The following is a 12,540-nucleotide window of genomic DNA, read 5'->3' as shown; positions in this document are numbered from 1 at the left end:
GAGAAAAACGGTGCGGAATATTGGATGTGATTTCTCCTTCGTCGAAATGACAAAAAGTAACCAAAATATATAAAGAAAACATACCAAACATGGACGATATCAATACAACAGAAACAGAAATCACAAATGAAAATGTGAATTTTGAAACAAGAATAAATTTAGGACCGCTTCTGAATCACGTTAACAGCATCAAGAAAGAACTTGAAACAGTAATTGTAGGACAACACAAAATGATCGATCAGCTTTTGGTTGCTATTTTATCAAACGGTCACGTTTTACTTGAAGGCGTTCCGGGAGTTGCTAAAACTATTACGGCTAAATTGTTGTCGAAAACGCTGAATATTGGTTTTAGCAGAATTCAGTTTACTCCGGATTTAATGCCATCAGATATTTTAGGAACTTCGATTTTTAATCTGAAGAATTCTGAGTTTGAGTTTAAGAAAGGACCTATTTTCTCTAATCTGATTTTAATTGATGAGATCAATCGTGCTCCTGCTAAAACGCAAGCTGCTCTTTTTGAAGTTATGGAAGAGCGCCAGATCACAATTGACGGATTTGCGTATCAGCTTGAAACTCCATTTTTAGTTATTGCAACACAAAATCCAATTGAGCAAGAAGGAACCTATCGTTTGCCGGAAGCACAATTAGACCGTTTTTTATTCAAAATCACGATTGATTATCCAAAACTAGAGGAAGAAATCCTGATCATACAAAGAGAACATTTGCTGAAGGATCATGGAAAACTGGAAGCTATAAAAACCATACTTTCGGGAGCTGAAATAAAAGAATATCAGGCTTTGGTCAAACAAATCAGAGTAGAACAAAATCTATTGGAATACATTGCCAGAATTGTGGTAAATACGCGCGAAAATGCCTTTTTGTATTTAGGAGCTTCGCCTCGTGCTTCGATTGCGATTTTGAATGCGGCAAAAGGTTTCGCAGCCATTCGAGGACGTGATTTTGTTACACCTGAAGATATTAAAGAAGCAGCAACTCCGGTTTTGCAGCATCGCGTGATTGTAGCTCCGGAACGTGAAATGGAAGGAATTACAAGCTCTGAAATTATCAAACAAATTATTGAAACTGTAGAAATTCCAAGATAGTTTTAAGCCGCAGTTTTAAGTCGTTATATTTTAAATAATAATCTTTTTTTTAATGAAATTTTCTAAACTATTATTTTTATCACTTTTTTGTATTTCATTGGTAAGTTTTAAACCAATGGATGTTAAGCCTTTGAAAAAAACAAATGCATCAATCTATTTTTTAAGTGATAAGCAGCAGCTTGAATCCTTACTCAGAAAAACTTATGAATGGATTGAAACTAAAAGTTCGAAGATGGACTTTGATGTTGTTGAAAATAAAAAAGGAGACAAATACATTGGCCTGAATTTAAAAGCACATACCAAAAGATTAGAAGAACTAAAAAAAACGAACTTTTTTGCACAAGAATTTCTTGATAATTACAATAAGATTGGGTTAAAAATTGGCGACAATCTTAAAACTAATAAAATGGAATACCTTGTTGGGGATTTGCCTCCTTATGGCAATGATGCCAATATGTGGTGTGATTGCCAGGACAGCCCTGACGAATATTGGAAAACCATGAAGATCAGCATCGTGAAAATAGATAACAACAAGGCTACTTTAAATTGGACGTGGACGGAATGGAAGGATAAATCTAAATATAACGTAAAAGCAATTAAAGAAAACGGTATCTGGAAAATCTCCTACTTAGAAGGATTTGATTATAACAGCCTGACTAAAATATAGAATTAAGAAATTAAACTTTAAATATTTTTTAAATTGAAATTCATAAAAAGCCTTTACCTCAATAACTTCTTCTTCTATGTGCTTTTAGGCATTATAGGATTGTTTGTCTGCGCTTTTATTTTTCCTAATTTATACAATGCCGTTTGGTTTGTAGTTTTGGTTTTAGTTACTTTTTCAGGAATCGATACTCTGCTTTTATATATAACCAAAACGGGAATAGAGGCAGAAAGAATAACACCGGAAAAACTTTCTAATGGTGATTTGAATCCTGTAAAAATTCAAATAAAAAACCACTATACGTTTAAGATTTCAGCTAAAATCATAGACGAAATTCCGTTTCAGTTTCAGGTAAGGAATTTCAAAATTATAAAGACAATTAAAGCTTCTGAGCAAAAAGAATTTGGATATGATTTACGTCCAACAGAACGTGGCGAATATTATTTTGGCTATCTGAATATCTATGTTTCTTCTCCTTTAAAATTAATTTCCAAGAGATATTCTTTCGATAAAGATAAAATGGTTCCCACCTATCCGTCTTATATTCAATTGAGAAAATACGATTTATTGGCTTTTTCGAATAATTTATACCAATACGGAATCAAGAAAATTCGCCGAATTGGCCATACCATGGAGTTTGAACAAATTAAAGAATATGTTCAGGGCGATGATCTCAGGACTTTAAACTGGAAAGCGACGGCAAAGAAAAATTCACTGATGGTCAATCAGTTTCAAGACGAAAAATCCCAATCGGTTTATATGGCGATCGATAAAGGCCGTGTCATGCAAATGCCTTTTGATGGATTGAGTTTACTGGATTACGCTATAAATTCGACTTTGGTTTTAGCAAATGTTATTTTGAAAAAGCAAGACAAAGCAGGTATTTTTGCTTTCTCTAAAAAAGTAGAAAACAGAGTTTTTGCAGAAAAAAAATCGTCTCAGATGCAAAAAATTCTGGAAACCTTATACAACATCAAAACTGACTTTTTCGAAAGTGATTACAGCCGTTTGTATGTAGACATCAAGAAAAACATTAACCAAAGAAGTTTAATCATTCTATATACCAACTTCGAAACCATGGACGGTTTAAATCGCCAATTACCTTATTTAAAAGGAATTGCAAAAAGTCATTTACTGGTTGTTGTTTTCTTTAGTAATACTGAACTGAATGCGATTATCAACAAAAAAACGGATACAATTCAGGAAGTTTATGATAAAGTAATTGCCGAAAAATTCATGTTCGAAAAACGACTTATCGCAAACGAACTTAAGAAATACGGAATACATTCTGTTTTGACACAACCTGAAAATCTGACTTTGGATGCAATCAATAAATATTTAGAAATCAAAGCGAGAGGAATTTTATAGAAGCAAAAATGATAACGCTTTTTTTGCCTATATTATTAAAACATCAAGTTCCTGACATCAATTAAAAATAGTTAAAAAATCTTTGAATCTTTGTTCTTTTGAACCTTTATAACTCTAAAAAAATGAAAAAACTGATTTTAATTCTATTCGTTTTTACAAGTCTTTTGTCTCATGCGCAAAAGACAGAAAATATCATTATTATTACTACTGACGGTTTTAGATGGCAGGAAATCTTTAAAGGAATAGATCCCGCAATTGCCAATGACAAAAAATTCAATCAGGGAGACAGCACTTATATTTATAAAAAATATGCCGCTGCTGATTTTACAGCATCACGTAAAAAAATCATGCCTTTTTTATGGTCTGAAATTGTTACGAAAGGTCAGATTTACGGCAATCGTGATTTAGGAAATAAAGTAGATGTTTCAAACCCATATTGGTTTAGCTATCCGGGATATAGCGAAATTATGACCGGAAACGTTGATGTTGCTGTGAATTCTAATAGTTATAAAGCAAATCCGAATGTCAATGTTTTGGAATTCCTAAACCAACAACAAAAACTAAAAGGTAAAGTTGCCGCTTTTGGCGCATGGGATGCTTTTGACCGAATTTTGAATGAACAAAGAAGTGGTTTTCCGGTAATTTCTGCCTTTGATAATGTGGGAGGAAATAAACCTACAGCAACTCAGAAACTATTAAACGAAATGCGTAATAATTCGTTTAAACCCTTTCATGAAGATGAATGTCTGGATGTTTTTACACACTATCAGGCATTGGATGAACTGAAAACAAAGAAACCAAAAGTACTTTATATCGCTTATGGAGAAACTGATGAATGGGCACATCACGGTCACTACAGATCGTATCTTGATGCTGCAAACCAAGTCGACAAATGGATTAAGGAAATCTGGGATTTTGTACAAAATGATCCTCAATACAAAAACAAAACTACTTTATTAATCACCGTTGATCACGGCCGCGGAGATAAAACAAAAGCACAATGGACAGATCATGGAGCTGATGTTCCGGGTGCATCTGAAATTTGGTTTGCCGCAATTGGGCCAGAAATTGCACCTAAAGGCGAAATAAAAACAGAATCTCAATTGTATCAAAAACAGATCGCACAAACCATTGCAAAAATTATGGGATACACATTTACAACCTCACATCCTGTTGCGAATGAGATTTCAGAACTGCTTCAGAAATAATTAAATCAATCCAAAATAATAATCAACCAAAACCAATTTATTCAAATGAAAAAAACACTATTGTTTCTTTTTTTAATGACCATTTTCACACCTCTTATTGCCCAGGAACCTAATAACGATGAGCTTTTTGAGAAAACATTAAATTATCAATCAGGAAAAATTACGCTACCGGAAGGAGACGGAACACTAAATGTACCAAAAGGTTTTAAATTTCTTAACGCAGAACAAACACAAGGAATTTTGACCAATTTATGGGGAAATCCGGAAGACAAAAGCGTTTTAGGCTCTCTTGTTCCTGACGGAAAAGGAGTTACACACAGCAATAGCTGGATGTTCGTCATTAGTTATCGAGGAGATGGCTTTGTCAAAGACGATGATGCCGGAGATATTGACTATGATGATTTGCTAAAAACAATGAAAGAAGATGTAACAGTAGAAAATGAAGAACGCAAAAAAGGCAATTATCCTGAAGTACAATTAGTAGGATGGGCATCAAAACCTTACTACGATAGTAATTTAAAAGTTTTGCATTGGGCAAAAGAACTAAAATTTGGAAAAGACGAAGCAAATACTTTAAACTATGATTTGCGAGTTTTAGGACGAAAAGGAATGTACAATATCTCTGCCGTTGCAGGAATGGATCAACTTGCAGAAGTAAAAGCCAGTATTCCGCAGGTATTAAAAAGTGTTGAGTTTAATGACGGACACAAATATCTTGACTTTGATGCTGATACAGATACTGTCGCAGCATGGACTATTGGCGGATTAGTTGCCGGAAAAGTTTTAGCAAAAGTAGGTTTCTTTGCTATCATCGCTAAATTTGGTAAAATCATATTTTTAGCTATTGCAGCAGGTTTTGCAGCCATGAGAAAGTTTTTCTTTGGCAAGAAAAATCAGGTAACCACAAGACCACAAGAAGAAGAAACGGCATTATTAGAAGAAAATAATCCTACAGAAGAATAAGTTTTTTTGCCACGAATTTCCGCTAATTTTCACCATCATTACGCAAAATATTAATTCGTGAAAATTCGTGGAATTCGTGGTATCTTTTTTTATAAAACAATGATAAATTAACACAATGATAGATTGGGATGAAATAAAATGGATTTTTGAGCCAGATAGAGCATTGATCGATATTTATGTTCAAAATGTAAAAATTGAAGATTGGAAAATTTTAATTAATTACCTCAATGCAAACCACATTGTGAATATGGTCTGTCAGGAGAAAATAAAGAGGTTAATAAAATTGATTTAGAATATTTAATTCAATATCTGAATGATAAAACGGGAGAATTTGAAGCAATAATTTCATCTATCATAATTGACGATATTATCATAAATCTTCATTTTTTTTCAGTTGAGGAAATTGAATTTGATATTGATCCGAAGGAAATATATTCATTTGATAATTATAAAAAGATTTTAGGTTTCATGAACCAAGTGAGTAAAATTTTAAATAAACCATTGATTTTGACTGGTGAAAACCAAAGTGATTTTCCACTAATAAATGTAGATTTTTCAAAAAACTTAATAAAGACTTTGACAAAAAAAGAAGCCAAAGAATTATGGAAGCAATTTAAACCTAAGAGATTTTAAAAACCTCGAAGGATGCAGACAAAAAACTTTGAACCTTTGGTGCTTTGTACCTTTGTACCTCTTTAAAAAATATCATTACCTGTAATCCCCATCCATCTTAAATGAAGAAAATACTATTGTTTTTATTTCTATTTTTTGAAATAATAGTTACAGCCTAAGCTCAAAATGCCAATTTTGAAAAGCAAATTGATGCTCTTATTTCTGCTAAAACAGAAAAACCTTTTAACGGAATAATTTTTATTTCTCAAAAAGGAAAAACAAAATATTTTAAAGCTTTGGGTTATTCTGACCTGAACAAAAAAGCATCTTTACAGCTTAATGATCAATTTGTAATTGGCTCTATAAGCAAACAATTTACTACCGTTCTCTTACTTAGAGAATATGACAAAGGACGTGTTGAACTATTTGTACCGATTCATCAATATTTACCTGAATTAAAACAGTCTTGGGCAGATACAGTTACGGTTCATCAATTACTGACACACATGCATGGCATCGTTGAATTAGATAAACCAACTGCTTTTAAACCTGGAACTCAATATGCTTATTCGCAAATTGGTTATGATTTACTCGCTAAAATTATTGAGAAAACTTCTGGTGAATCATTTGCAGGGCTATCAAAAAAAATGTTTGAAAAATGTGGAATGAAACATACTTTTCATCCTGACATTAAGCAATATAAAAATTTAGTTAAAGGATATACGGAAACTGAAAATGGTACAATTGAACTCGAAAATAAAAGTTTGCAAAATTATGCCGCTGCCGGCTCTTTTATATCAAACTGTCGTGATTTAAACTTATGGAATGAGCAATTCTATGGTGGAAAATTATTAAAAAAAACAACCTTGAAAATGCTGGAAACGAAGCAAAAAAATGCGATACGTAATCATCCTATTTTCGGAAAAACGCCATATGGCTACGGGATAACAATAGATACAATAGATGGTATATTACAATATGGACAAACTGGGTTTTGTCCGGGATTTGTTTCTATGAATTATTATTATCCTAAAACTAAAACAAGTGTTATTGTACTTGAAAATATTGCCTACTATCCTGATGAAATAAAAAAGACCTTTTATTATCATACCGAAATCTTAAAAATAATAAGACCCAAGTTGAAAGGATAAATATTTTTAAACCTAAAGACTTTGAAAAACCTCGCAGGACAAAATCTTTGAACCTGTAAACCCTTGACGCTTTTTTAAAAAAATCTCAGTATCTTAGCGCCTTAGAAACTCAGTATCTTTAAGAATGAAACAAATTACTTCAATACAAAATCCGTTTATAAAATCACTCGTTTTACTGCAGGAAAAGGCAAAAGCCAGAAAACAAACCGGAACATTTTTGATTGAAGGCTTACGCGAAATTTCATTAGCAATAAAAGGCGGTTACGAAATAGAAACCGTTCTGTTTTTACCGGAACTGGTCACTGAAAATCAGATCAATAAATTGGTTAACACGCCGGTTCAGTTAATCGAAATCAATAAAGAGGTTTACCAAAAGCTAGCCTATCGCGATACAACCGAAGGTATTCTGGCTATAGCCAAAACCAAATCGATGTTATTATCTGATTTAAAATTATCAGATAATCCGTTGATTATTGTCGCCGAAGCACCTGAAAAACCAGGAAATATTGGAGCCCTTTTGCGTACGGCAGATGCTGCAAATCTTGATGCCGTTTTGATTGCCAACCCAAAGAGTGATTTATACAATCCAAATATTGTGCGATCAAGCGTTGGTTGTTTATTTACCAACCAAATTGCCACAGGAACAACGGCCGAAATCATTGCTTTTCTAAAAGAAAAAAAGATTGATTTTTACTGTGCTACATTACAAAATTCAACCTCTTATCATACACAGGATTTTACAACTCCAACCGCTTTGGTTGTAGGCACAGAAGCCACAGGATTGACACAGGATTGGCGCGATGCTGCAACTCAAAATATTATTATACCTATGCAGGGCGAAATCGACAGTATGAATGTCTCCGTTGCGGCAGCTATTTTAATTTTTGAAGCCAAACGCCAGCGAGGATTTAACTAAAAAAATCACATCATGAATTACAAATTATCTCTTTTAGCATTATTATTTAGTTTCTCCGTTACGGCACAAATAACCAATCAGGAAGTAGATGAATTGGTAAATCGTACCATAAAAGCTTTTGATGTTCCCGGAATTGCAGTTGCAATTGTAAAAGACGGAAAAGTAGTTCTTGCAAAAGGATATGGTGTAAAATCAGTTGTAACCCAACAAAAAGTAGATGCAAATACACTTTTCGGAATTGCTTCAAACAGTAAGGCTTTTACAACAGCTGCACTTGCAATGCTGGTTGATGAAGGCAAGATAAAATGGGATGATAAAGTAACCCAATATCTACCGGATTTTAAAATGTCTGATGATTATGTAACCCGAGAATTCACAATTCGTGATTTATTAACACACAGAAGCGGACTTGGACTTGGTGCGGGAGATTTGATGATCTGGCCTGACGGAAGTGACTTTAAAGCACAAGATATTATTCATAATTTAAGATATTTAAAACCCGTTTCCAGTTTTAGAACTAAATACGATTATGATAATCTAATGTATATTATTGCCGGCGAAATTATTCATGTTGTCACCGGAAAAACCTGGGCAGATTTTGTAGAAGAACGCATCATGAAACCTTTGGAAATGAATAACAGCGTGGCTTCTGTAAAACGTCTAAAAGACACAACAAACGTAATTACACCTCACGTTCCGCTTGATGGCAAACTAAAAACCATCAAACGATATGAAAATCAGCTTTTTGATGGCGCAGCAGGAATTTATTCAAGTGTAAATGATTTGAGCAAATGGGCTATTTTGCAAATTAATAATGGAAAATACAGCGACAATAAACAATTATTTTCAGAGAAAGAACACGATGAAATGTGGCAATTGCAAACCATAATTCCAACTAAAACAAAACCTCCTTACAATACTCATTTTAACGGATATGGCCTGGGTTGGTTTTTAAACGATGTAAAAGGATACAAGCAAGTTTCGCATACCGGCGGTCTGGAAGGAAATGTAACCCAAACCACTTTAATTCCTGAACTAGGTTTAGGAATTATCGTTTTGACCAATCAACAATCCGGAGCCGCATTTACAGCCATAACAAACACTATCAAAGACAGTTATCTAGGCATTAAATCTGATGATTATGTAACTCTTTACAGCAATAGGATGAAAGCCAGTGAAGCATCTGCAGATAAAGTTACTGATGAAGTTTGGGCGACTGTTGTAAAAAATAAAAAAGATAAAATAAAAGTTGATTTCTCTAAAATTACCGGAACTTATAAAGACAATTGGTTTGGAGAAGTTACCATTACCGAGAAAAAAGGAAAAGCCTATTTTGCATCAAAACGTTCGCCACAACTTGTTGGTGAAGTTTTTTTCTATAAAGACGGAAACTATCTCGTAAAATGGAATAACGCTTTTTTTCATGCTGATGCTCATTTACTTTTCAAATACGACCAAAACGGAAAAGTTATTAACCTAAAAATGCTTCCAATTTCTGAGTTAACAGATTTTAGTTATGATTTTCAGGATTTAGATTTTACGAAAGAGTAATTTCAAAGTTTCAGGTTTCAGGTTTCAGGTTTCAGGTTTAAAAGTGGGCGAGAAAATAGTGCTCAAAAACCTGAAACCTGAAACTTTAAACAAAATAAACTCCTTCTAAAATCAACTCTCCATTCCCTTGCGTATATTCAAACTAATTCTTATTTTTAGTACTTGAACCATGCCGTTATGATAGAAATAGATATTGAGAAAGAAAACAAAGCAATTGCCCAAGAGTACAAAGAATTACTTCGAATCAGTTATCAGACTTTAAGTCCAACCGACAAAAAACTTATCCGTAAAGCATTTGACGTTGCTGTTGATGCACATAAAGAGCAAAGACGTAAATCTGGCGAAGCGTATATCTTTCATCCTATTGCAGTTGCAAAAATTGTAGCTTCTGAAATTGGTTTGGGAGCAACCTCTATTGCTGCGGCTTTATTGCACGATGTTGTAGAAGACACTCCTATGACAGTCGAAGATATTGAGCGATTATTCAACCCAAAAGTAGCTCAATTAGTCGAAGGCCTGACGAAAATTTCATTGGTTCAAAAAGATCTGAATGCTTCGATGCAGGCAGAGAATTTCAGAAAAATGATCCTGACGCTGAACGATGATGTTCGTGTAATTTTGATAAAACTGGCAGATCGTTTGCACAATATGCAAACTATGGATTCGATGGCAGAATACAAGCAGACTAAAATTGCCTCAGAAACACTTTATATCTATGCTCCTCTCGCCCATCGTCTGGGACTTTATAATATCAAAACCAAATTAGAAGATTTAGGTTTAAAATATACAGAACCTGCTGTTTACAATGATATTGTCAGCAGAATCAGAGAAACGAAAGAAGAACAAGATGCTTACATCAAAGATATTTCTGAAGTTTTAAAGAAATCTATGGATAATGAAGGCATCGATTATGTAATTAAAGGACGTCCGAAATCTATCTATTCGATTCGTCGAAAAATGCGCGCTCAAAATGTAAGTTTTGACGAAGTTTATGACAAGTTCGCTTTAAGAATTGTCTATAAATCAGACCCGCACGATGAAAAATTTGTCGCTTGGAAAATCTATTCGATCGTAACAGATCATTACAGACCAAGCCCGAGTCGCTTGCGTGACTGGATTTCTTCGCCTAAATCAACTGGTTATGAAGCTTTGCACATTACCGTTATGGGACCAAAGGGCCGCTGGGTCGAAGTACAGGTTCGAAGCGAGCGTATGGATGAAATTGCAGAGAAAGGTTACGCTGCACATTATAAATACAAAAATGGCGCAACCGAAGAAAGCGGTTTGGATGTCTGGCTGAATTTGCTTCGTGAAGCACTTGAAAATCAGGAAACCAATGCGGTAGATTTTGTAGAAGATTTTAAAATGAATTTATATTCAAAAGAAATCTTTGTTTTTACACCAAAAGGAGAAATTAAATCACTGCCTAAAGGCGCTACTTCACTTGATTTTGCTTTTAGCATTCACTCCGAAATTGGAATTAAAACCAGAGGAACCCGTGTCAACGGACGTTTGGTTCCCTTAAATCACGAACTAAAAAGTGGTGATCAGGTCGAAGTTATTACCTCTGCAAATCAAAAACCAACCATAAACTGGTTAGAATACGTAACGACTTCGAGAGCCAAAAATAAGATTAAAAACGTTCTAAACGAGAACACCAAAAAAATTGCCGAAGAAGGAAAAGAATTACTTACCCGAAAACTTCGACATTTAAAAATAACAATCAACGAACAAGTTATCAATGAACTGGTCAACTTTTTCAAACTTAAAACCAGTTTAGATTTATTTTACAGAGTTGGACTTGGAGCAATTGAAAATCAACAATTAAAAGATTACGCTGCGCAGAAAAGCAATAGTTTTATCAATTTCTTTAAAAATAAAATTAAACGAAATAAAGAACCAACTGCCGCAGAAGACATTCATAAACCTGTCATGAGCAGTAATTATGATATGTTGGTTTTTGGTACTGAACATGACAAACTTGATTATAAACTCTCGCCATGTTGCAACCCAATTCCGGGAGATGACGTTTTTGGATTTGTAACAATAAACGAAGGAATAAAAGTTCATAAAAAAGATTGCCCAAACGCAATCGGAATGCAGTCAAATTACGCTTATAGAATTATGAGCGCCAAATGGATTGATTCTTCACAAGAAGAATTCAAAGCCATTATCAATATTACCGGAATGGATGTTTTAGGACTTACCAATCAATTGACAAGAGTAATTTCGAACAATATGAGTGTGAATATTCAGAGTATTTCGCTGAGTACAGATGCCGGAATTTTTCATGGACAGATTGCAGTAATCGTTCAGAACAATACGATCTTAAAGAAAATGATCAATGCCATTAAAAAAATTGACGGGGTAGACAAAGTTACAAGAGAATACAGAACCTAAATCAACACTTTCCATTTAGAAACGGAATATAAATAGGATTAAATAATGGCAAACGATGATTTAGAAATTCCAAAAGTACATTTTGATCAAAATGGTGAACTTTTAATTATTGCTTCTGAATCTTCCTCAAAAGATGATTTTGATTTTTTTCAAGGAAAATCAAATATTCGAAATAAAAAATTAAAAAAGAGATTTGCAAATTGTACGGAATGGATCGAATTTCCCTCAACTCAGGAAATGTATAAGATTTTGAACGGAATTGGTAATATCGATAATTTTCTTACCACATTTGATGGTGAACCTTTTGAAGGAATGACGGTTAGATTATTTAATCCTCGCACAAAATTGTGGAGTATTTATTGGTCAGATTCAAATACAGGCGTTTTAGACAAACCGGTAGTTGGTTCTTTTGAAAATAAGATTGGACATTTCTATTCTAAAGATGTTTTTGAAGGCAAAGATGTATTACAGGTATTTCGTTGGGATGCCAGAGATAGTAAAAATCCAGTTTGGAGTCAGGCCATGTCTGATGATAAAGGAAAAACATGGGAATGGAACTGGTACATGTATATGTCTAAATAGACAAATGTTAGTTTTATCATAA

10 protein-coding genes are annotated in these 12,540 nt (G+C 33.8%); all 10 read left to right on the top strand.

The window, feature by feature from the left end:
- The first annotated feature begins 89 nt into the window (after nucleotides 1-89).
- The 10 genes from QLQ94_RS11630 to QLQ94_RS11585 all read left to right on the top strand — a co-directional run bounded on the left by QLQ94_RS11630 (nucleotide 90) and on the right by QLQ94_RS11585 (nucleotide 12,518).
- A complete protein-coding gene (locus tag QLQ94_RS11630; protein ID WP_482499816.1) occupies nucleotides 90-1,103 on the top strand; it encodes an AAA family ATPase in 1,014 nt (337 codons plus the stop codon).
- 115 nt (nucleotides 1,104-1,218) lie between these two features.
- Nucleotides 1,219-1,770 (top strand): hypothetical protein, encoded by a 552-nt coding sequence (locus tag QLQ94_RS11625; RefSeq protein WP_482499815.1) that lies wholly within the window; start codon nucleotides 1,219-1,221, stop codon nucleotides 1,768-1,770.
- 33 nt (nucleotides 1,771-1,803) lie between these two features.
- Entirely contained in the window at nucleotides 1,804-3,135 is a 1,332-nt protein-coding gene (locus QLQ94_RS11620; protein ID WP_482499813.1) for a DUF58 domain-containing protein, read from the top strand.
- A gap of 122 nt (nucleotides 3,136-3,257) precedes the next feature.
- A complete protein-coding gene (locus tag QLQ94_RS11615; RefSeq protein ID WP_427402315.1) occupies nucleotides 3,258-4,343 on the top strand; it encodes a phosphoglyceromutase in 1,086 nt (361 codons plus the stop codon).
- Between the two features lie 45 nt (nucleotides 4,344-4,388).
- Nucleotides 4,389-5,306, top strand: a complete 918-nt coding sequence (locus tag QLQ94_RS11610) for a DUF2167 domain-containing protein (protein ID WP_271335789.1) — start codon at nucleotides 4,389-4,391, stop codon at nucleotides 5,304-5,306.
- Between the two features lie 818 nt (nucleotides 5,307-6,124).
- Nucleotides 6,125-7,069 carry a serine hydrolase domain-containing protein gene (locus QLQ94_RS11605; protein ID WP_482499969.1) on the top strand — a complete coding sequence of 315 codons (945 nt, stop codon included), beginning with the start codon at nucleotides 6,125-6,127 and terminating at the stop codon, nucleotides 7,067-7,069.
- A gap of 124 nt (nucleotides 7,070-7,193) precedes the next feature.
- Entirely contained in the window at nucleotides 7,194-7,985 is a 792-nt protein-coding gene (locus tag QLQ94_RS11600) for a TrmH family RNA methyltransferase (protein WP_271335787.1), read from the top strand.
- A gap of 12 nt (nucleotides 7,986-7,997) precedes the next feature.
- Nucleotides 7,998-9,536 (top strand): serine hydrolase, encoded by a 1,539-nt coding sequence (locus tag QLQ94_RS11595; protein WP_427402313.1) that lies wholly within the window; start codon nucleotides 7,998-8,000, stop codon nucleotides 9,534-9,536.
- 177 nt (nucleotides 9,537-9,713) lie between these two features.
- Complete coding sequence (locus QLQ94_RS11590) at nucleotides 9,714-11,936, top strand: RelA/SpoT family protein (protein WP_271335785.1); 2,223 nt, start codon at nucleotides 9,714-9,716, stop codon at nucleotides 11,934-11,936.
- A gap of 45 nt (nucleotides 11,937-11,981) precedes the next feature.
- Nucleotides 11,982-12,518 carry a hypothetical protein gene (locus QLQ94_RS11585; protein WP_427402312.1) on the top strand — a complete coding sequence of 179 codons (537 nt, stop codon included), beginning with the start codon at nucleotides 11,982-11,984 and terminating at the stop codon, nucleotides 12,516-12,518.
- The last annotated feature ends 22 nt before the right edge of the window (nucleotides 12,519-12,540 follow it).

Source organism: Flavobacterium sp. B114r (assembly GCF_056824125.1).
This window is presented reverse-complemented; position numbering and strand designations above follow the sequence as displayed.

What these genes read in the sequence shown, in the direction of transcription:
- QLQ94_RS11630 (WP_482499816.1), top strand. Translation starts at nt 90, where the DNA reads ATGGACGATATCAATACAACAGAAACAGAAATCACAAATGAAAATGTG.
- QLQ94_RS11585 (WP_427402312.1), top strand. Translation starts at nt 11,982, where the DNA reads ATGGCAAACGATGATTTAGAAATTCCAAAAGTACATTTTGATCAAAAT.
- QLQ94_RS11590 (WP_271335785.1), top strand. Translation starts at nt 9,714, where the DNA reads ATGATAGAAATAGATATTGAGAAAGAAAACAAAGCAATTGCCCAAGAG.
- QLQ94_RS11610 (WP_271335789.1), top strand. Translation starts at nt 4,389, where the DNA reads ATGAAAAAAACACTATTGTTTCTTTTTTTAATGACCATTTTCACACCT.
- QLQ94_RS11600 (WP_271335787.1), top strand. Translation starts at nt 7,194, where the DNA reads ATGAAACAAATTACTTCAATACAAAATCCGTTTATAAAATCACTCGTT.
- QLQ94_RS11625 (WP_482499815.1), top strand. Translation starts at nt 1,219, where the DNA reads ATGGATGTTAAGCCTTTGAAAAAAACAAATGCATCAATCTATTTTTTA.
- QLQ94_RS11615 (WP_427402315.1), top strand. Translation starts at nt 3,258, where the DNA reads ATGAAAAAACTGATTTTAATTCTATTCGTTTTTACAAGTCTTTTGTCT.
- QLQ94_RS11595 (WP_427402313.1), top strand. Translation starts at nt 7,998, where the DNA reads ATGAATTACAAATTATCTCTTTTAGCATTATTATTTAGTTTCTCCGTT.